Genomic DNA, 20,119 nt, shown 5'->3' with positions numbered 1-20,119 from the left:
CCAGCGGCCCCTAGCGCACATGAAACAGGGTGCGCACCGAGAAAACCGCATCGGCGGCGGCAGTCAGTCGCGCGTTTGAAACCTGTCGGGGGGGTGAAAAAAAATCCTGCGCTTCGGCAGAATCGCAACGCAACTCGGCCAGTGCGGCTCGCCTGGCCTGGCAACGACATCGAAAACACGAACGAAGACGGAGACACGATGCCCGTACCTGCCCCACCCACTGTGGAGAAATCATCACGCCGCCAGTTCCTGAAGGTCGGCGTCGGGTTCTCCGCCGCGATCGCCTGCTCGGCGCTTCTTCCCTCGCTAACGGGCTGCTCGCCCGCCAGCACCCCACCGCAGGCCGGCATGGCATTCCTGCGGCCGGCCGATGTCGCGCTGTTCCGGGCGCTGCTGCCGGCGGTAGTCAGCGAGTTGGAATCAGTCGACTCGGTCCAGCGCGAGAAGCGCATCGCCGCCGCCGTGCAGAACATCGACGGGTCGATCGCGGCAATGGGTCTGAACGGCCGCGCGGAACTGCGCAAGCTGCTCGATCTGCTGGCCAGCACGCCGCTGCGCTGGGCCCTGGCCGGCCTGCGTGCGCCGTGGGACCAGGCCACGCCCGAACAGGTGCGCGGATTTTTGACGCGCTGGCGCACCAGCCGCTTCGAAACGTTCAACGCGGGCGGCGTGGTGCTGGTGAAGCTGACCAGCGTCGGCTACTTCGTGCTGCCCGATGCGTGGGCCGCCGCCGGCTACCCCGGTCCCAATCCCGCGGTCTATCGCGCCATCCATAGCTGACACCCACCATGGCCATCAACGATATCTACAGCGCCGGCATCGCGTCCGGCTGGAAGGTGCTCGACGCCGCCACGTTCACCGCGCCGCGCACGTTTGAAGCGGACGTCGCCATCGTCGGCAGCGGCGCGGGCGGTGGCATTGCCGCCGAAATGCTCACCGAGGCGGGATTCAAGGTACTGCTGATCGAGGAAGGGGCACTGCGCACTTCGGACAGCTTCAAGGACATGGATGAAGCGCGCGCGTATCGCGAGCTCTACCAGGAGGCCGCCGCGCGTGCGACGTCCGATGGCGCCATCTCGATCCTGCAGGGGCGCTCCGTGGGCGGCAGCACCACCGTGAACTGGACGTCCAGCTTCCGCACGCCCCCGAAAACGCTGGCCCATTGGGCCACGGAGCACGCTGTAACCGGGCATTCCGAAGCCGAGATGGCGCCGTGGTTCGAGAAGATCGAAGCCCGCCTGAATATGGCGCCGTGGGCGATGGACCCGAATCCGAACAACACCGTGCTCAAGCGCGGTTGCGAAAAGCTCGGCTGGGAATGGCACGTGATTCCGCGCAACGTGAAAGGCTGCTGGAACTCCGGGTACTGCGGCCTGGGCTGCCCGGTCAACGCCAAGCAATCGATGCTGGTGTCGACGATTCCCAACGCGCTCGCGCACGGGGCCACGCTCGTGCATCGGCTGCGGGTACGCACGATCGACCATGACGGCAAGACCGTGCGCGGCCTCACCGGCGACGCGCTTGGCATCGATGGCTACACGGCCACCGGCGTCACGGTCACCGTTCGCGCAAAGCATGTGATCGCGGCGGGTGGCGCCATCAATACACCCGCGTTGCTGCTGCGTTCGCGCGTGCCGGACCCGCATGGGCGGATCGGCCTGCGCACGTTCATCCATCCGGTGAACCTGACTATTGCCGAAATGCCGGAAAAGATCGATCCGTACTATGGCGCGCCGCAGTCGATCGCGTCCGATTATTTCCAATGGCGCGATGGCGCAACCGGGCCGATGGGCTACAAGCTCGAAGTGCCGCCGATGTTCCCGGGCATCAGCTCGGGCGTTTTCAATGCGCTGGGCGATGACCTGCGGCGTCAGATGGCCGCGTTGCCGCATACCAACGCGATGCTGGCGCTGCTGCGCGACGGCTTCGTGCCGGAGAGCCCCGGCGGGCGCGTGCGCATTGCCGACGACGGTAGTCCCGTGCTGGACTACGACGTGAGCGACTATGTCTGGGACGGCGTGCGCCGCGCCTACCTGAGCATGGCCGAAGCCCAGTTTGCTGCAGGTGCGAAGCGGGTACGACCCGCTCATCTCGACGGTCAGGACTACACGAGCTGGACCCAGGCACGCGAAGCCATCGGCCAACTGCCCCTGAAGAAATTCCGCGCGTTGCTTTTCACCGCGCACCTGATGGGTGGCTGCGGCATGAGCGACGATCCCAAGCGGGGCGTGGTGAACAGCACGGGTCGCCACCATCAGCTCGAGAATCTCTCCGTGTTTGACGGCTCGGTGTTTCCAACGAGTATTGGTGCGAACCCTCAGTTGTCAGTATTCGCACTCACGGCGCAGAATGTCTCAGCCCTATCCCGGAGCATCAAGCCATGATCCAAATAAAGCCCGTCGCAGTCGGGCCTGCAATTTAGAGGATCTATTCGAATATAAGTCTTGTGAAACGGTCGTGGCGCTGGATAGGCTCCCACAACCGTTTCAAGCATCCGTATGCCGTTAGAGCACGGAGCAACAGCGGTCGTGGATTTTTATTTTTATTGCAGGGGTCCACTGCGGTTTCATAGCGAGAGACGCCCCCATGAAGACCGGGAAAACCACGGCAGGAGACACCAAGGCTCGCATTCTTGACGCGACCGAGAAGCTGTTCATCGAGGTAGGCTACGAAGCAACATCGCTCAGACAGGTTACGTCGCGGGCAATCGTCAACCTCGCTGCCGTCAACTATCACTTCCGCAGCAAAGAAATCATGATGCAGTCGGTGCTTGGCCGCCGGCTGGATCCCCTCAACACCCGTCGCCTCGCGTTGCTGGACGCCTGCGAGGCGCGCTGGCCGGGTGCCGAGATTCGCTGCGAACACGTGATGGGCGCGCTGTTCGTGCCCGCGCTCCAGATGGCGCGCGAGCCCGAGATCGGCGGCCCATCGTTCCTGCGCCTGCTAGGGCGCGTGTATTCGGATACATCCCCGTTCATCCAGTCCTGGCTGATGGGGCACTACGCACCCGTGTTCGGCCGCTTCTTCGAAGCGTTCGCCCACGCGCTGCCGGACGTGCCTCGTCAGGAGCTCGGCTGGCGCCTGCATTTCGCCCTCAAGGCGTTGGCAGGCGTGCTGGCCGGCGACGAACTCGGCAACCTGATGCCGACGTTCACGCAGGGCAAGCGGATGAGCGATGCGCAGGTGCTGGCGCAACTGACGTCGATGGTGGTGGCGGCCCTCAAGGCGCCTTCACCCGCGCCGCAGGAGCTCGGCGCGCTGCAGGATGTGTTCGAGATCGGCGAGACGCAGCACGCCGACGAGCAGGCTCACCTCGCGGCACTGGCCGCCACTGTGGAGGCCGAATCCCACGAGGCCGCGGCAGCCGCCGCAGCCGCGCTGGGACGTGCCAGACGCAGTGCGCGACAAGTGCGCAACGAGGGAGCGACGCGAGCGGCCACCGCCAGCATGGCGGTACGCCGCGAGCACTGCGCGACCTTCCCAAGCAACCCGCTCGACGACTGGATGCGAACCCGCCCCAGGTCCTAGCCGACAAGTGAAGCGGTGGTCCTCATCGGGGCCGCCGCGCACCGGCAGCGAGCGGCGACGACATCCGTCGCTATCGATACCGACAACGTGATTCGCCACGCAACTTGCGAGGCGTGACCCGTTGCGCGCCACGCATGGCGCGACTTCACCCGCCTGCCACGGCAGCCCGCGGGAGGGACACGTCTTGCCCGCAAAAGGAGACATGCGATGAAACAGCTATACGCGGCAGCCGCCCTCGGCGGCATCCTGGGGATTCTCGCGGCACCGCCCGGAGGCACCACGGCGTACGCGCAGGGCACGTCCGCACCGGCCACGCAGACCCCGCGTGTCGCCACGCCATACGACGGCCTGCCCACTTCGCAACAGGCCACGATGCTCTCGAAACAGGTAGCCAGCGGCGAGCTTGCCGCGCAATCCGACGCGCAGGTACTGGCCACGTTCGAAGCGCTGCAGCCCGAAGCCATTCTGACGTGGGCACGGGCGGAAATGAATCGCTACCCCGAGTACGAATACTCGATGACGCGCCAGGAACGACTCAACGGTCAATGGCAAGACAAGCCAGCGCGCATGATGATCCGCTACCGCCATATGCCACGCCAGCTCTACGCGAAGTGGTTGCCAAACGGCGTGCAGGCCGGCCAGGAAATCATCTATGACGAGACCCGTCGCAAGGACGAGATGTACGGGCACCTCGGCGGCATCATGGGCTTCACGTCGATCTGGACCGCAATCGACGGCACATTGGCCAAATCCCAGTCGAATCACACCGTGCGCGACCTTGGCTTCCAGTTCGTGCTGTCGATGCTCGAGCGCGATGCGAAGACGCTGCGCGCGGCGGGGCTGCCAGAGAAGTACAGCCGAGTCGAAATCGTGCAGGAGCAAGGCGTGCGCATGGTGGCGCTGACATGGGAGCTACCAGAAGGCGCGCCGAAGTACTACGCGAAGAAGGTGCAACTGATGTTCGATCTCAAGCACCCCTGGCCACGCGCGGAAACCGCGTGGGACGCGGACGGCAACATGGTCGAGAAGATCGTCTTTGAGAAGGCCCAGAAAAAGACCTTCGACGCATCGACCTTCGATCCCTCGAACAGCGAATACAAGTTCTGAAGATGCCGAACGTGGGCCATCCCGTCCGTTTGAATTCGCGTGCCATGCATGACAAACGCGGTTTGAACAATGACGGGAGAGGCTTGCGTGACAACGGCAGGCCGCGCGGCCGCGGTGTTTGGAACGAGCGCTCTATTGCGCTCGACCGCTTGAAACGCGAGATTCCGACGCACCGTGAGCTATCCCGGCAATCGCCGGAGCGCCGGTCATAACGACAAGGAGACAACCATGCAGATGTCGCATGCTCGACACGCACTTTTTGCTGTTGCAGGGGTAAGCCTGACCATGACGCTCGCTGCGTGCGGCGGCGGTGGAGATGGCGATTCCTCCAGCAGCGCAACGCCAGCCGCCGCTGCGCAGCAATGCGCCACCGTCGGCAACTGCCCCACCTCGGGGGCTACCGAGAACCAGCCCGTGGCCTCGCTGTGCCCAAGCACACTCGATTACGGCACCACGTACACCGGCGGTTCCGGCGCGGGCGAGTTCCTGAAAATGCAGTTCGACTCGACCAGGGGCACGTACCAGATCACGATCATCGAATCGGCCGTTCCCAAGGCACCGGGATCGGTATCGCCGACACGCGCGGGCGTCACGCTGACTGGCACGATGACGCATCCGACCCGGCCGCTGCCGACTGCAGCGCAAAACAACTGCGCGTATGAACTGAAAACCGTCACCGCATCCGACGGCGCATCGCAGGCCATCATCGACCCCGCCAATCCGCCGATCATTTTCATCGGCAACGGCGTGGCGGGTGGCGGCATTCCTGGCGCAACGATCCAGTATGGCGGCCTGCTGGGGCTCGGCAAGATCCCACAGCGCACGTTCCCGATGTACCCGGTGCTGGCATTCGCGCAGACTGAGACCGACTTCAGCAAGATCGCGGGCACGTACAACCTGCTCGGCTATCACCTTGTGCCGTCCGGCGGCAAGTTGACTGGCGCCACGAACTACGCGCCCGCTACCGCCAACACCGTGGAAACACTCAACGCCGATGGATCATGCGCGTCGGCCAGCGGCGGGTCCTGTCTATCGACGGGCCAACCCTGGCATTTGCGTGGCGGTAACGATGGCGCGTTCGGCAGCGACAACGATGGCGGGGCGGGCAGCAAGCCGTATCCACACTTCTATGCCAACGCGCTCGCGCCCGCGAACGCGTGCGCACGCGGCGTGCTGGTGGTCGGCAAGCTCGAGGGCAAACAGGTGCCGCTGCTGGTCCGCGTGGGCTCCGCCTACATCAACGGACTGGACATCAGAGTCGACGACGAATCCGGCCTTGCCCTGATGACGCCAACCACCACGGTCACCCAGGCCAGCATGCAGGGCAGCTACATCGGCTCGGGCAGCGACTTCAAGTACCTGTCCTCGGCGGTCCAGAACAACCTCGTTGCGTTGATCGACCCGCAGGACCCCTCGCTCAAACCGGTCAGCGGATTTCAGATGGACTTCACGCAAGCCACGCGGCCCGGCGTGGTGACCACTGTCGACAACAGCGGCATCACGGGATCGGTCATCACCACTGGCCCCGTGTATGCCCACCTGTTCGGCCCCGCAGCAGATCCAACGTTCCGTGTCAGCGCGCTGGCCAGCCGCTGACGCAAGACATCCACTGCCTCACACATAGAAGAACCCCATAGGAGACATCATCATGCCGCTGCCGCAATCGCATCAACCACGTTCCGCAGCTTCGCTGCGGCCCTGGGCGCCACGCTTGGCGCTGGCACTGGTTACCACCGCGGCACTCGCCGGATGCGGCGGTGGTGGCGATGGCGACAGCGCGCAAACCGCAGTGCCCGCTGCCGTGCCTGCCCGACTCTGTCCTGCATCGGTCGACTATTCGACGCCTTATGTCGGCGGCACCGGATCGGGCGAACTGGTGAGTGTGCAGATCGACACCACGAAGATGACGTGGGCTGTCACGTTCCTGGACTCATCGGTCCCACGCACCACGGGCACGGTGCAGCCAACGCGCTCCGACCCCACCAACGGGCAAAACGTGGTGACCGGCAAGCTGGCGCAGGAAACCGGCCTGCCCACCGACAAGCTGAATCAATGCGCATTCCAGTTGATCGGCGCGAGTCTCGATGCATCGCGGCCGGCACGGCTGTTCCTGGGCGAAGGCGTGATGGGCGGCACGATCCCTGGCGCGCGTATCCAGTTCAACGGCATTGCCGGTGCTGGCGCCGTGCCCGACACGACGTTCCCGTACTTCCAGTTCATCGGCTTCGCGCAGACCGAGACGGACCTGAGCAAGATCGCGGGCGTCTACAACGGGTCTGGCTTCCATGAGATTCCATCGAAGAACTTCGCGCAGGTCGCGCAGGACTACAAGATGTCCCTGGCCGCCGATGGTTCATTCACGGTCTGCGACAACAAGACCGGCGGCACCTGCAAGCAGAAGGGCAACAAGTTCGTGCCGCAAGGCAACGGCTCGCTGCTTTCCACCAACTACGAAGGCGAGCAGCAACCAAGCCTCGGCGGCGTGCTGGGCCGCGCGTACCTGATCGTGGGCAAGCTGCGCGGACAACTCGTGCCGATCATGATTCGCGTCGGCTATGCCAACGCGTCGTTCACGAACCTGCAACCGGTGGGCGCCGATGACGAGATCGGCATCGGCATGATGGCGCCGGCGGTGTCGATCACACAAGGTAGTGTCAATGGCGAGTACGTCGGCGTGGACAGCAACTTCGACTACCGCACCACGGCGCTGGTGGGTGCCGATGCCGCGCAACTGGACCCGTTCCGCGCGGCCGACGCCACGCTGGCCACGGCGCTGAAGCTCGACTACTCGCAGACCACCGCTGGCGTGGTGACCACCACGCGCAAGGACAACGCCACGATCACGGGCAAGTTCATGTTCACAGGCGGCGTGTTCGGCTTCCTCGAAAACCGCACCACCGGCCCGTACTTCACGGTCGGCGCCTTCGTGCAATAACGACCCAGGGAGCCAACATGCATAACAAACGCCTCTCGCTGGCCCGTCGGCTTTCGATCGCTGCAGCCTTTCTCGCCTGCAGCACCTTCATGGCCACCACCGCGCACGCGCAAAAGGCCGGGGACAACGTCGTATCCGCGGGCTGGTTCCACATCGAGACCTTCGGCACCAGCGGCCCGTTGACCACAACCCTGCTCGATGTGCCAATCAACTATCCGCTTGGACTGCCGAGGTCGTTCTCGGCGCCAGGCAGTGGCCTGTCGACGTCGAATGCCGACACGCTCGGCTTGACGTTCAGCCACTTCGTCACCGACAACATCGCGATCACAGCCGTGGGCGGCATTCCGCCCGAGTTCAAGATCTACGGACACGGCTATCTGATTCCGCCGGGCCCGGCCGGCGCGCTGGGTCACCAGAGCCTCGGCGACCCGTCGCTGAATCCGATCATCACGCGCGCGCGTCAGTGGAGCCCGGCGGCTATGGTGCAGTATCACTTCCGTGCTCCCGATGTGACGTTCCGCCCGTTTGTCGGTGTTGGTGTCTCATACAACTTCTTCACCAATATCGACGTCAATCCGGCGTTCGCCGCATCGGTGAACAATAACCTCGGCGCGATCCTGGCTGCGGGTGCGGGTATTCCGGGTCCGACGTCGGTCCACGCCGATGCGTCGTCGTCGTGGGCGCCGGTCTTCAATGTCGGCGGCACCTACAACTTCACCGAGCATTGGGGTGTCACCGGGGCGGTCACGTACATCCCGCTCAAGAGCGAATCGACGATGACGATCAAGGCGTCGGACGGCACCGTGCTGTCGACCTCCAAGACGACACTGCGGCCAAACCCGCTGGTGTTCTTCCTCGCGGCGACCTACAAGTTCTGACCGACGTCAGCCACAACGCAAAAAGGGCGAAGCCTTGAAAGCTTCGCCCTTTTTTGCTGAACCGAAACGATGACTTACTGCGTCGTCGTTGTCTGCGGTGCCGGCTGCTGCGCCACCGGTCCTTTCTCCACCAGCCCGCCACCCAGCGCGCGGTAGAGGTCGATCGAGTTCACCAACCGCAACTGCCGTGCCGCAACCAGATCCTGCTCGGCCGAGAACAGCTGGCGCTGTGCGTCGAGTTCGTCGAGGTAGCTCGCCACGCCGCTGCGGAAGCGCATCCGCGCCAGTTCGTAGCGCGCGGCTTCCGCGTCACGCTGCTGTTCCTGGCCTGCCACTTGGTCCTCGAGCGTGCCGCGTGCCACGAGGGCATCGGCCACTTCGCTGAACGCGGTCTGGATCGTCTTCTCGTAGTTGGCGATCTGGATGTTCTTGCGGACGTTGGACAGGTCCAGGTTCGACATGTTTCGGCCGTAGTCGAAGATCGGCAGCACGAGTTGCGGCGCGAACGACCACACGTGGGCGCCCGAGTCGAACAGGTTCGTGAACGACGTGCTGATGGTGCCGGCATTGGCCGTCATCGTGATGCGCGGGAAGAATGCGGCCCGCGCCGCGCCGATGTTGGCGTTGGCCGACAACAGCTGCTGCTCGGCCTGGCGGATGTCCGGACGCTGCGTCAGCAGCTCCGAGGGCAGGCCCTCAGGAATATCGCTGATGATGTGTTCGTCCGACAGACGCATCGGCGCAGGCAGGTTCGGGATCTCGGCGATCGGCTTGCCCACGAGCACTTCCAGCGCGTTCTGCGCCTGCGCGCGCTGACGCGCCAGCTGCGCCGCGGCCACGCGGGCCTGCGCCACCAGCGATTCGTTGTCGCGCAGGTCCAGCGCGGATGTCGCGCCGGCGCTGAAGCGCTTCTGCGCCAGTTCGTACGTGCTCTGGCGCGCCTTGTAGGTGTCGCGGGCCAGATCGTACTGCTCGGCAAAGGCGCGTTCGGCCAGATAGGCCTTGGCGACCTCCGAAACCAGCGAGATATACGCGGCGCGGTGCGCTTCCTCGGTGGCCAGGTACTGCGCCAGCGCGGCGTTCGAAAGGCTCCGCACGCGGCCGAAGAAGTCGAGCTCCCACTGCGTTACCGACAGGCCGACCTGGTACACGTTACCCGTGAACGACTGGTCGATACCCGACGAGGCGCCCGAGAAGCGGCCGCGCTGGAAGCCGGCATTCGCATTCACAGTCGGCAGCAGGTCGGCGCGCTGGATCTGGTACTGCGCGCGCGCCTCTTCGATGCGGAGCGCGGCGGTACGCAGGTCGCGGTTGTTCTCCAGCGCCGCCTCGATCAGCCCTTGCAGGCGCGGGTCGGTGAAGAACTCGCGCCAGCCGATCTCGGTGGCGCGGCGCGTTTCACCGCTCTTCACCTCGGCCGAGGCATAACCTTCCGGCGCTGCCGGGTAGCCGCCCGCCACAGGTGCGGCGGGGCGGTCATAGTGCGGCGCCATCGTGCAGCCGCTCAGCACCCCGGCCACCAGCAGTAGAGTGGTCAAAGTCTTTGTCATAGTCAGATTTCCTTCTGGCTTTCCAGGCGTGCCATTTCCCGCTCGTGCTGGGCCTTGCTGCCCTTGAAGCGGCTACGCACCACCACGAAGAATACCGGCACCAGGAAGATCGCCAGCAGCGTTGCCGTGATCATCCCGCCCATCACGCCGGTACCGATCGCGCGTTGGCTGCCCGAGCCCGCGCCAGTGGCAATCGCCAGCGGCAGCACGCCCAGAATAAATGCCATCGACGTCATCAGGATCGGGCGGAACCGCAGGTGCACCGCTTCGAGCGTCGCATCCACGAGGCTACGGCCCTGCGCCTGCAGGTCCTTGGCAAATTCCACGATCAGAATGGCGTTCTTGGCGGACAGACCGATCGTCGCGATCAGGCCCACCTTGAAGTACACGTCGTTCGGCATGCCACGCAGCGTCACGCCGAGCAGCGCGCCGATCACACCCAGCGGCACCACCAGCAGCACGGCTACCGGAATCGACCAGCTCTCATAGAGCGCGGCCAGACACAGGAACACGATCACCAGCGACAGCGTGTACAGGATCGGTTCCTGCGAGCCGGCCAGGCGCTCTTCATACGACTGACCCGACCACTCGAAACCGAAGCCCGGCGGCAGCTTGGCGAAGTTTTCCTCCATCACGCGCATGGCCTCGCCAGTGGACTTGCCCGGCGCGGCCTGGCCCGCGAGCTTCACGGCCGGCATGCCGTTGTAACGCTCCAGGCGCGGCGAACCCATGATCCACTTCGACGTCGCGAACGCGGCAAACGCCACCATGTCGCCATTGGCATTGCGCACGCGCAGCTTGGTCAGATCGTCCGGCAGGCGGCGATCCGCACCTTCGGCCTGCACGATCACACGGCGCACGCGACCCTCATAGATGAAGTCGTTCACGTACGAGGAGCCAAACGCGATCGACAGCGTCGAGTTGATATCGGCCACCGATACGCCCAGCGCGCGCGCCTTTTCGCGATCGATGTCGATGCGCAACTGCGGCGCGTCTTCCTGACCTTCCGGACGCACGCCTTGCAGCACCGGCGACTGCGCCGCCATGCCCAGCATCTGGTTACGCGCTTCCATCAGCTTCGCGTGGCCCTGACCGCTGCGGTCCTGCAGACGGAAGTCGAAGCCCGACGAGTTACCCAGTTCGGAGATGGCCGGCGGGTTCAGCGGGAAGATGATCGCGTCCTTGATAAACGACAGCGCGCCGAACGCACGGCCCACCAGCGCTTGCGCGGTCTGATCCGCGCCCGGACGCTCCTTCCAGTCCTTCAGACGCACGAACGCGATACCGCCGTTCTGGCCGCGGCCGAAGAACGAGAAGCCCGCCACCGTGATCATCTGGTCCACCACCTTCGATTCCTTCTGCAGGTAGTAGTCCTCGATCTGCTTGAGCACGCCGATCGTGCGCTCTTGCGTCGCGCCCGTGGGCAACTGCACCACGGTGATCATGTAGCCCTGGTCCTCATCGGGCAGGAACGACGACGGCAGGCGCTTGAACAGCACCACCACCCCGGCGATGATCACCAGGTAGATGATCACGTAACGGCCCGTGCGCTTGAGAATGCGCGCAATCATGCCCTGGTAGCTGCCAGATGCCGTGGTGAAAGTACGGTTGAACCAGCCGAAGAAACCCTTCTTCTCGTGGTGATGGCCTGCTTCCACCGGCTTGAGCATGGTGGCGCACAGTGCCGGGGTCAGCGTCAGGGCCAGCAGCGCCGAGAAGCCCATCGAAGCAATCAGAGACAGCGAGAACTGGCGATAGATGTTGCCGACAGAGCCCGAGAAGAACGCCATCGGGATGAACACCGCCGTCAGCACCAGCGTAATGCCGATGATGGCGCCCGTGATCTGTCCCATCGCCTTGCGCGTGGCTTCACGTGGCGAGAGTCCTTCCTCGCTCATGATCCGCTCGACGTTCTCGACCACCACGATGGCATCGTCGACCAGAATACCGATCGCCAGCACCATGCCGAACATTGTCAGCACGTTGATCGAGAAGCCGAACGCCAGCATCGCGCCGAACGTGCCAAGCAGCGCCACCGGCACCACCAGCGTCGGGATCAGCGTCGCGCGGAAGTTCTGCAGGAACAGGTACATCACCAGGAACACCAGCACCACGGCTTCCAGCAGCGTCTTGACCACTTCCTCGATCGAGATCTTCACGAAGGCCGAGGTGTCGTAAGGCACGCTGAACTCGTAGTCCGGCGGGAAGAAACGCGAAAGCTCTTCCATCTTGGCGCGCACCGCGGTGGCGGTGGCCAGCGCGTTGCCGGTCGGGGCCAGCTTGATGGCGATGGCCGAGGCCGGCTTGCCGTTGATGCGGGCGAGCGTCGAGTAGTCGGCGCCGCCCAGTTCCACGCGGCCGACGTCCTTGATGCGCACCGACGAACCGTCCGGATTCACGCGCAACAGGATGTTGGCGAATTCCTCGGGCGTGTTCAGGCGGCTTTCGGTACTCACCGTGGCGTTAAGCTCGGTGCCAGAAGGCGACGGGGTCCCGCCCAGTTCGCCCACGGCAACCTGGATGTTCTGCTCGGCCACTGCGGCCTTCACGTCGAGCGGCGTGAGGTTGTAGCCGGTCAGCTTGGCCGGATCCAGCCAGATCCGCATCGCGTATTCGGTACCGAACAGGTCGGCCGCACCCACGCCGGGCACGCGACGGATCGAGTCGACGACCTGCGCGGACACGAAGTTACCGAGCTCGATCGCATCCGAGTTACCGGATTTGGACGAGACCGTGATGAACATCATGTAGTTGTTGCCGGCCTTGTCGACCTTCACACCCTGTTGGCGCACTTCCGCGGGCAGACGCGCTTCCACGCGCTTCAGGCGGTTCTGCACTTCCACGGAGTTCAGGTCGGAACTCGAGCCCGGCGCGAACGAGATGTTGATCGTGGCCAGGCCGGACGACTCGCTCTGCGACTCGTAATAGAGCAGGTTCGGCGCGCCGTTGAGCTCCTGCTCGATCGGCGTCACCACCGTGTCTTCAATGGTCTTGGCCGATGCACCAGGGTAGGTCGTGCTGACCGTGATGATCGGGGGCGCGATATTGGGGTACTGCGCGATCGGCAATTGCAGGATCGCGAGTGCCCCGCCCAGCACGATGATCAGCGCGAGCACCCACGCGAACACCGGCCGGTCGATGAAAAACTTCGCCATGAAACTGGCTCCCTAAGTGTGCGTGGTCAGCCTTGCTTGGCCGGCTTCTGCTCGGCGGGCTTGGCTTCGTTGCTGGCTTCGGACTTGCCGCCTTCAGCACCCTGCGCACCTGCGCCCGATGCCGGCGCAGCCGCGGTCTGCGGATTCTGGAACGGCACGGCCTTGGCAGGCGCGCCCGGGCGAACCTTTTGCAGGCCCTCGACGATGACCTTTTCGCCACCCTTGAGGCCTTCGGTCACCACCCAGCGATCGCCGATCGCCTGCGGCGCCTTGACCGGCACCGCGGCTACCTTGCCGTCATCGCCCACCACCAGCACGCTCGCGCCCTGTGCGCTACGGATCAGCGCGCGCTGCGGCACGGTCAGCGCCTTTTCGTCCACACCCTGTTCGATCTTGACGCGCACGAAGGTGCCCGACAGCAGTTCACGCTTCGGGTTCGGGAACTCGGCACGCAGCGTGATCGAACCCGTGGTCGGGTCCACGGTCATGTCCGAGAACAGCAGCTTGCCGGTCATGCCGTATTCCTTGTCGCCGGCTTCCGGGTACAGGTGCACGCGCGCGCCACCGTTCACACCCTTGACCTGGCCGGCCTCAATGGCGCGACGCAGGCGCGCCACTTCCGACGCGGGTTGCGTGAAGGTCACCCAGATCGGCTCGACTTGTTCGACGGTGGTCAGCTTGGTGGCTTCGCCCTTGCCGACCAGCGCGCCTTCCGTGACCAGCGCACGGCCGACGCGGCCGGAGATCGGCGCGGTGACGGTGGTGTAGCCCAGATTGATCTGCGCGGTCGTCACGGCCGCCTTGGCGGCGGCGATATCGGCATTGGCCTGACCGGCGGCGGCAACCGCCTCGTCGTATTCCTGCTTGCTGACGGCGTTGGCAGCCACCAGCGGCTTGTAGCGCTCAGCCTTCTGGCGCGCGGACACGGCATTGGCCTCGGCACGCTCGAGCTGGGCCTTGGCCGAAGCCAGTTGCGCCTGATACGGGGCGGGATCGATGCGGAACAGCACCTGACCGGCCTTCACTTCACCGCCTTCGGTGTAGTTGCGCGACAGGACGATACCTTCCACGCGGGCACGCACCTCGGCGGTGCGAACACCCTCGAGACGACCCGGCAATTCATTGACGACGGCAACTGCGGACGGCGTGACGGTCACGACACCCACTTCCGGAGGCGGCATCGCGCCGCCCTGCGGGGCTTTCTGGCCGCAGGCGGACAACGCCAGTACCGCCACAGCGGCGGCAACACTACGGATTTGTTGGGACTTCCTCATCGATAACCCCATGATGGCAATTTGAGATCTGCCGCAATGCCCGCGACGCGAACAGTCGCAAAGGGCAACACACTCCGGGGGCGGGGTATGGCGGCCAAACAGGTTCTTGCTTGTTGCCAGCCGCCGCACGCAAGGCGGTGGATGGAAACGCTTTTCTTTCTACAGGCAGGATTTCCCGGCTTCGGCTCATGGCTGCGTCACTTTGCGCGCGCGCCATCACACAAATCAGGTTGGCTGAAACTCGGGCAGGGGCGTATTATAGATACATTCGCGCATGTATGTAAGTACCCGGATAAATTTTGGGGCGTTTACAACACATGTGATGGTTGCGTGTAGTGGAATGCTCCTGCAAATCGAGCACGATTGTTCCATTCACGGTACGATGCGCCCCGCCTAGTGCCGTTGCGCAATTTGGAGAGAGAAGCGCCTTGCCATCCACCGGCAGCGCCTATGGAGACCTGGCGACCACCGCCGTCCGGGTAAAGAGGGAAATGGTCAGACGTACCAAGGAAGAAGCGCTAGAGACGCGCAACCGCATTCTGGATGCGGCAGAGGCCGTGTTCCACGCCCGTGGCGTGGCACGTCCTTCGCTGGCGGACATTGCCGAGGCGGCAGGCGTCACGCGCGGCGCGATCTATTGGCATTTCAAGAACAAGAGCGACGTGTTCGCCGCGATGTGCGATCGCGTCAACTTGCCTGTCGAGGCGCTCTGCTCGCCCGAGCGCATTGCCTCGCAGGAAGACCCGCTCGGCAGCATCCGCGACATCTGCGCATTCGTGTTCCGCCAGACCGTCAACAATCCCCAATGGCGCCGCGTGTTCGAAATCATCTTCCACAAGTGCGAGATGGTCGAGGACAACGGCGCCATCTTCGTGCGCCAGCGCCAGTCGCACCAGGAAGGCACGGTGAAGATGCGCGAGCATCTGCGGCTAGCGATGGAGCGCGGCCAGTTGCCCGCCGACCTCGACCTGCCACTGGCCGTCAATGCCTTTCACGCCGCGATCGGTGGCGTGCTGGCGCACTGGCTGTTCTCCCCCGAGGATTTCGAACTGGCCCGCGAGGCCGAACGCCTGGCGGACGCATTCATCGACACATTGCGCCTCTCGCCGGCTCTGCGCGTGGGCTACGTGCCACGCCCCATGGCGCCGCTCGATGCGGAAATGGCGGCCCTGTGCGAACGGCAGCCCCAGCAGCCCCAGCAGGCCCTGGCGCCGACCTGATTCCGACCTGATTCCGACCTGATTCCCGAACGGATTGCTGAGCGGGCTATGAGTTGGCTATGCGCCGTCAACCGCGCATGGCTTCGCGCCAACGCGCGATGAACGCCTTCTTGCGCAGGGCATCCTGTGCGGCCAGCAGACCCGGCCCGACGCTGATCGGTCTGAGCGCGTAGCCCAGCCGTTCCGCCAGTGCGTTGGCAGTATGCGTGCTGTCGGTGTCGGTGCGAATCGTGTAGAGCTGGGACGCGGTCTGACTCAGCAGGACCTGCCCATCGCGCGACAGCAGGAAATCGAGCCACAGCCGCGCCGCGTGTGGCCTCGGCGCCTGCCGCGCGATGAACGCCACGCGCGACATCACCAGGGTGTAGTCGCGCGGCGCGATGACGGCAATCCCGGCCCCGCGCTCCATCAGGGACAGCGCATAGGAACCTAGCAGGTTATAGCCCAGCACCAGCTCGCCACTGGCGATGCGCTCGATCATGTCCGCCGTCGATGCAGACAACTGCACGCGCGCGCGGCCCAACGCCTGAGCCAGATACCAGAACTCGCTGCCCATGCGCGCATCCTGCTGGGCGAGCAGATAGCCAACGCCGGAACGCTCCACGTCGTACGTCACAATCTTGCCCCGCCATTGCGGCGCGCGGTCCTGCAGCAAGCGCGCCAGGCCGCTGCGGCTACTCGGAATATGGGTGCCCGCGAAGTGCTTCCGGTTGTAGACGATCACCGCAGGCTCGAACGTGGTGCCGAACGCCTCGTCGCGCCAGACCGCCCAGCCCGGCAGGCCATCGCGTTCCGGCGACTCGTAGCGCTGCGCGTAGCCGTCGTTGACGAGCTTGATCTGCAGGTCCATCGCCGTGCTCCAGAGCACATCGGCCACATCCGCGTCCCTTGCCGGCCGGTTCGTGCCGAGGCTCGCGCTCTCCGCCAGGAAGCGGTCGTTCAGCTCGATCGTGTTCAGGTCCTGATAGCGCACGCGAATACCCGGATAGCGGGCTTCGAATGCGTCGATCAGCGGCTGCGCGATCTCCAGATCGGTCGAACCATAGACCGTGACCGATCCCTCGCGCTGCGCGCGCGCGATCACCTCGATATAGTCGCTCGGATACCCCGCCGGCACCCGCGCCGTGGGCTGCGCCCGGGCCGGAAGCGACGGTACGCCCGCAGCCATGACGGCGCCCGCCATCAGCAAGTGACGGCGAGTTGCATGAACCGGAGGCGACTTGGTTTCTGGCACAGTAGACAGGCGTGTTGTACACGGGAAGGAGCGCCGCCATTATAGGGTGCGAGCGGCGCCCCCGACACCCGCCGCCGAGGCGGTATCATAGGCGCCCTCGGGGGCAGCCCCCGGAGACAGATCAAGAGCGGGCAGAGGAGGGTCCCATGCGCATCCTGCTGGTGGAAGATGAAGTGGAACTGGCCCGCTGGGTCACACGCGCACTTGAGCAGGGCGGCTTCGTGATCGAGCATGTCACCGACGGCCTGAAGGCCGAGGCCCGCCTCATGGCCGAGGAATACGATGCCGTCGTGCTGGACCTGCGCCTTCCCGGCAAGGACGGCCTGGCCGTGCTGAAGGCCATGCGCGGCCGCGACGACCGCACGCCCGTGCTGATCCTCACCGCACAGGACACCCTGGATGAACGCGTGCGCGGTCTCAATCTCGGGGCCGACGACTACCTGCCCAAACCATTCGCCATCGCGGAACTCGAGGCCCGTATCCTGGCGCTGATCCGGCGCAGCCGTGGCCGGGCGCATCCGCGCCTGCAATGCGGCACGCTGGTATTCGACGGCGAAGCGCGCAGCTTCACACTGGCTGGCGCGCCGCTGTCCCTGACCCCGCGCGAATCGACGCTGCTCGGCGCGCTGCTGGCCCGAAGCGGCCAACCGCTGACGAAAGCCCAATTGCTCGACAAGGTGTTCTCGCTCGACGCGGACGTGAGCCCGGACGCCATCGAGGTGCTGGTCTATCGCCTGCGCAAGAAGCTGTCCGGCCACGGCGTAACCATCGTCACGCTACGCGGCTTCGGCTACCTGCTCGAACCAGAGACCGCCACCTGATGTGGCCTCGCCGCCTGCGCCAGCGCGCGCGCCTGCCTGTGCGGTCCTGGTTGCGCGGCAGCCTGCGGCGCCAGTTGCTGATCCTGCTGGTGCCGGCGCTGGCGCTCATGATGGCGGTCGATACGTGGTTCACCTACGGCACCCTGCGCGATGCCGCCAACACGGCATACGACCGCTCGCTGTACGGCTCCGTGCTGACCATCGACAACGCCATCGGGATGGCCGGCGAAAGCATCCAGCTATCGCTGCCCGACGCAGCCATGGAGATGTTCGAGACCGCGGCGCAGACACACGTGTTCTACCGCGTGTCGATGGAGCGGGCGGGCCAGATCGAGACTGTCACCGGTTATGACGACCTGCCGCTGCCGGCGGGAGCGCTGCGGAACGGCCAACCGCGCTTCTACGACGCCACCTATCGCGGCGACCGGGTCCGCATCGCGGCGATGGCCCGCCCGGTCTATCGCCCCGACGCGCACATGCGCGTGATCATCCAGGTGGCGGAGACCGCCGAGCCGCGCGCGGCGCTGATCGGCAACGTCTGGCGCAGTGCACTGCTGCGCGACATCGCGCTGATCATCGTCTCGGCGCTGATCCTGGTCGGCGGCATTACCTACGTGCTCCGCCCGCTGCAACAGGTACGCGACGATGTGCGCGCGCGCTCGCCCGAGGATCTGACCCCGCTCGAATTCGACCATGTGCCGGTCGAGGTGCGCCCGCTGGTCGACGCGGTGAACCTGCACGTGTCGCGCTCCGACGCGATGGCCCAGGCCCAGGCCCAGTTCATCGCCGATGCCGCCCATCAGCTCCGCACGCCACTGGCCATCCTGAAGACACAGGCCGAGTTCGCGCAGCGGCAGCTCGACACGTTCGGCGGTGAAGGCGCGGCGCATTCAGGCGCCGCCGAAGCCGTTGGCGGCATCGTCAAGCAACTGGAGCAGGCCGCGCGGATGACCAACCAGTTGCTGGCACTGGCGCGCGTCAGACAGCACGCGCCGGACGGCACCGCCCCGGCCACGGAAGTGGAAATCATCGACGCAATCGGCGTGGCGGAGCAGGTGGCACTGGACTACCTGCCACTCGCTCGCGGACGCCAGCAGGATTTCGGCTGGGAACGACCGGCCGGACTGGAACTGCCAGTGCAGGCCGATCCCGCGCTGTTGCGCGAGGCATTCGCCAATCTTGTCCACAACGCCATCCAGTACTCGGGACGCCGCAGCCGCATCACGCTCTCCGCCACACAGGTCGACGACAGCGCCATGCTCGTCGTCGAGGATGACGGCCCCGGCATTCCCGAGGCCGAACGCGAGAAGGTGTTCGCGCGCTTCTATCGCCGGGTCGGCCACACGGAAACAGGGTCGGGCCTCGGACTTGCCATCTCGCGCGAGATGGCGATGCGCTGCGGCGGCACCGTGGTCTTGCGCGAAGGCGTCCAGGGACGCGGCGTGCGCGCGGAACTCAGCTTGCCACTGGTGATGCCGACGGCCTGATGGGCCGCGCACGCCGACTCATTGCTACTTCTTCATCACCGCATCGGTACATGGGTCGGGACGATCCACGGCAGGGACACGCACAAGCACATCGAATGCCTTGTCGTTGACCTCGGACTCCGCATAACCGACGCTGAGCACGCGCACGTCATCTCGATCGGCACGATCGAGCCAGCGGGGCACACCGATGTCGCGCCGCACGTGGCCGTTACCCGCGATCAGCACCACGCCCCGGTCGCCATGTGCCTTCATGATCTGCGCCATCACAGCATCGCGGGCAGCCTGCGCGTCGAGCATCCCTGGCAGCATCGCCTTCGGGAAATTACCGCAGTGCCCGGCATCGAGTGTCGCCGTCTGCAAGGCGACGAGGTCGGCAGGCAAGGGCTTGTCCAGTTTCAACTCGGCCTGCTGTTGGGGCGCGAAAACCTGCCCGAGCCCGCCGCGCACGATCTTCGCGGCATCGGCACGCGACAGGTTCGCGGCAAGCAACGGCAGGTCGTATTGCAATGCAAGTGATACCACCGGTTGGTAGAGCGCCCAGTTCCAGCCACTCTTTGGGCCCGTCGCCTGCGCGATGACATAGTCCGCATCGCCCGGACGCTCGCGACGCGCACGGTCGATATCGCCCTGCCGTTCGCGGTCGAATTGCTCCATCGCGATCGCGGGCCGCCAGCCCGCCTCGACGGCCTGCGTCAGCGCCTGCAGCCGCTGCCGTTGGCCCGCCGCGTTGTCGTGCACCTCTCCGAGCAATACGTAGGTCTGGTTCGGGAAGCGCTGGCTCAAGGCATCTGCCGAAGGTCCTGTCGACGCGCATCCGGCGGTCAGGGCTGCCATTGCGATACAGGCTACGAATCGGTTCATCGCTGTGGTCTCTCCGGTTGCCCGGCACTTGCGCCGGGCCATTGGGATGGGAGCTTGACGCGACACGAG

General features: G+C 65.2%; 15 protein-coding genes. 10 read left to right on the top strand and 5 right to left on the bottom strand.

Annotation, left to right across the window (positions count from 1 at the left end; all coding sequences use genetic code 11):
• The first annotated feature begins 198 nt into the window (after positions 1-198).
• The 7 genes from RMET_RS18070 (at position 199) to RMET_RS18040 (ending at position 8,448) form a co-directional block, all read left to right on the top strand.
• A complete protein-coding gene (locus tag RMET_RS18070) occupies positions 199-780 on the top strand; it encodes a hypothetical protein (protein ID WP_011518012.1) in 582 nt (193 codons plus the stop codon).
• Between the two features lie 8 nt (positions 781-788).
• Positions 789-2,384: a GMC family oxidoreductase gene (locus RMET_RS18065; protein ID WP_011518011.1), complete on the top strand. Its 1,596-nt coding sequence runs from the start codon at positions 789-791 to the stop codon at positions 2,382-2,384.
• A 202-nt stretch (positions 2,385-2,586) separates the two neighbouring features.
• Positions 2,587-3,528 (top strand): TetR/AcrR family transcriptional regulator, encoded by a 942-nt coding sequence (locus RMET_RS18060; RefSeq protein ID WP_011518010.1) that lies wholly within the window; start codon positions 2,587-2,589, stop codon positions 3,526-3,528.
• A 207-nt stretch (positions 3,529-3,735) separates the two neighbouring features.
• Positions 3,736-4,635, top strand: a complete 900-nt coding sequence (locus RMET_RS18055) for a DUF1571 domain-containing protein (protein ID WP_011518009.1) — start codon at positions 3,736-3,738, stop codon at positions 4,633-4,635.
• A 228-nt stretch (positions 4,636-4,863) separates the two neighbouring features.
• On the top strand, positions 4,864-6,231 hold the full coding sequence (locus RMET_RS18050; protein WP_029306825.1) for a DUF2957 domain-containing protein: 1,368 nt from the start codon (positions 4,864-4,866) through the stop codon (positions 6,229-6,231).
• A 52-nt stretch (positions 6,232-6,283) separates the two neighbouring features.
• Positions 6,284-7,570 carry a DUF2957 domain-containing protein gene (locus RMET_RS18045; RefSeq protein ID WP_011518007.1) on the top strand — a complete coding sequence of 429 codons (1,287 nt, stop codon included), beginning with the start codon at positions 6,284-6,286 and terminating at the stop codon, positions 7,568-7,570.
• 17 nt (positions 7,571-7,587) lie between these two features.
• On the top strand, positions 7,588-8,448 hold the full coding sequence (locus tag RMET_RS18040; RefSeq protein ID WP_011518006.1) for an OmpW/AlkL family protein: 861 nt from the start codon (positions 7,588-7,590) through the stop codon (positions 8,446-8,448).
• A 74-nt stretch (positions 8,449-8,522) separates the two neighbouring features.
• Here RMET_RS18040 and RMET_RS18035 read toward each other — a convergent pair whose 3' ends face one another.
• The 3 genes from RMET_RS18035 to RMET_RS18025 are packed head-to-tail and all read right to left on the bottom strand — an operon-like array spanning position 8,523 to position 14,427.
• Positions 8,523-9,998, bottom strand: coding sequence for an efflux transporter outer membrane subunit (locus RMET_RS18035; protein ID WP_011518005.1), 1,476 nt, complete (start codon positions 9,996-9,998; stop codon positions 8,523-8,525).
• A gap of 2 nt (positions 9,999-10,000) precedes the next feature.
• Complete coding sequence (locus tag RMET_RS18030) at positions 10,001-13,153, bottom strand: efflux RND transporter permease subunit (protein ID WP_011518004.1); 3,153 nt, start codon at positions 13,151-13,153, stop codon at positions 10,001-10,003.
• Positions 13,154-13,179: 26 nt separating this feature from the next.
• Entirely contained in the window at positions 13,180-14,427 is a 1,248-nt protein-coding gene (locus tag RMET_RS18025) for an efflux RND transporter periplasmic adaptor subunit (RefSeq protein ID WP_011518003.1), read from the bottom strand.
• 491 nt (positions 14,428-14,918) lie between these two features.
• On the opposite strand from RMET_RS18025, the gene RMET_RS18020 reads away from it, so the two are divergent.
• Positions 14,919-15,647 (top strand): TetR family transcriptional regulator, encoded by a 729-nt coding sequence (locus RMET_RS18020; protein ID WP_011518001.1) that lies wholly within the window; start codon positions 14,919-14,921, stop codon positions 15,645-15,647.
• Positions 15,648-15,714: 67 nt separating this feature from the next.
• Here RMET_RS18020 and RMET_RS18015 read toward each other — a convergent pair whose 3' ends face one another.
• A complete protein-coding gene (locus RMET_RS18015; protein WP_224445474.1) occupies positions 15,715-16,815 on the bottom strand; it encodes an ABC transporter substrate-binding protein in 1,101 nt (366 codons plus the stop codon).
• Between the two features lie 212 nt (positions 16,816-17,027).
• On the opposite strand from RMET_RS18015, the gene RMET_RS18010 reads away from it, so the two are divergent.
• Together RMET_RS18010 and RMET_RS18005 are read left to right on the top strand one after the other, a co-directional pair.
• The gene (locus RMET_RS18010; RefSeq protein ID WP_011517999.1) at positions 17,028-17,702 is read left to right on the top strand and encodes a response regulator; all 675 of its coding nucleotides are present in this window, start codon (positions 17,028-17,030) and stop codon (positions 17,700-17,702) included.
• Positions 17,702-19,189: a sensor histidine kinase gene (locus tag RMET_RS18005; protein WP_011517998.1), complete on the top strand. Its 1,488-nt coding sequence runs from the start codon at positions 17,702-17,704 to the stop codon at positions 19,187-19,189. The genes RMET_RS18010 and RMET_RS18005 overlap by 1 nt, the downstream gene beginning before the upstream one ends.
• A 24-nt stretch (positions 19,190-19,213) precedes the next feature.
• Here RMET_RS18005 and RMET_RS18000 read toward each other — a convergent pair whose 3' ends face one another.
• Positions 19,214-20,050, bottom strand: coding sequence for a ChaN family lipoprotein (locus tag RMET_RS18000; protein WP_011517997.1), 837 nt, complete (start codon positions 20,048-20,050; stop codon positions 19,214-19,216).
• Positions 20,051-20,119 lie beyond the last annotated feature (69 nt).

The sequence above is a fragment of the Cupriavidus metallidurans CH34 genome (genome assembly GCF_000196015.1).
GTDB lineage: Bacteria > Pseudomonadota > Gammaproteobacteria > Burkholderiales > Burkholderiaceae > Cupriavidus > Cupriavidus metallidurans.
This window is presented reverse-complemented; position numbering and strand designations above follow the sequence as displayed.

Coding starts and splice junctions, on each gene's coding strand:
- RMET_RS18070 (WP_011518012.1), top strand. CDS start 199: ATGCCCGTACCTGCCCCACCCACTGTGGAGAAATCATCACGCCGCCAG.
- RMET_RS18065 (WP_011518011.1), top strand. CDS start 789: ATGGCCATCAACGATATCTACAGCGCCGGCATCGCGTCCGGCTGGAAG.
- RMET_RS18060 (WP_011518010.1), top strand. CDS start 2,587: ATGAAGACCGGGAAAACCACGGCAGGAGACACCAAGGCTCGCATTCTT.
- RMET_RS18055 (WP_011518009.1), top strand. CDS start 3,736: ATGAAACAGCTATACGCGGCAGCCGCCCTCGGCGGCATCCTGGGGATT.
- RMET_RS18050 (WP_029306825.1), top strand. CDS start 4,864: ATGCAGATGTCGCATGCTCGACACGCACTTTTTGCTGTTGCAGGGGTA.
- RMET_RS18045 (WP_011518007.1), top strand. CDS start 6,284: ATGCCGCTGCCGCAATCGCATCAACCACGTTCCGCAGCTTCGCTGCGG.
- RMET_RS18040 (WP_011518006.1), top strand. CDS start 7,588: ATGCATAACAAACGCCTCTCGCTGGCCCGTCGGCTTTCGATCGCTGCA.
- RMET_RS18035 (WP_011518005.1), bottom strand. CDS start 9,998: ATGACAAAGACTTTGACCACTCTACTGCTGGTGGCCGGGGTGCTGAGC.
- RMET_RS18030 (WP_011518004.1), bottom strand. CDS start 13,153: ATGGCGAAGTTTTTCATCGACCGGCCGGTGTTCGCGTGGGTGCTCGCG.
- RMET_RS18025 (WP_011518003.1), bottom strand. CDS start 14,427: ATGAGGAAGTCCCAACAAATCCGTAGTGTTGCCGCCGCTGTGGCGGTA.
- RMET_RS18020 (WP_011518001.1), top strand. CDS start 14,919: ATGGTCAGACGTACCAAGGAAGAAGCGCTAGAGACGCGCAACCGCATT.
- RMET_RS18015 (WP_224445474.1), bottom strand. CDS start 16,815: ATGGCTGCGGGCGTACCGTCGCTTCCGGCCCGGGCGCAGCCCACGGCG.
- RMET_RS18010 (WP_011517999.1), top strand. CDS start 17,028: ATGCGCATCCTGCTGGTGGAAGATGAAGTGGAACTGGCCCGCTGGGTC.
- RMET_RS18005 (WP_011517998.1), top strand. CDS start 17,702: ATGTGGCCTCGCCGCCTGCGCCAGCGCGCGCGCCTGCCTGTGCGGTCC.
- RMET_RS18000 (WP_011517997.1), bottom strand. CDS start 20,050: ATGAACCGATTCGTAGCCTGTATCGCAATGGCAGCCCTGACCGCCGGA.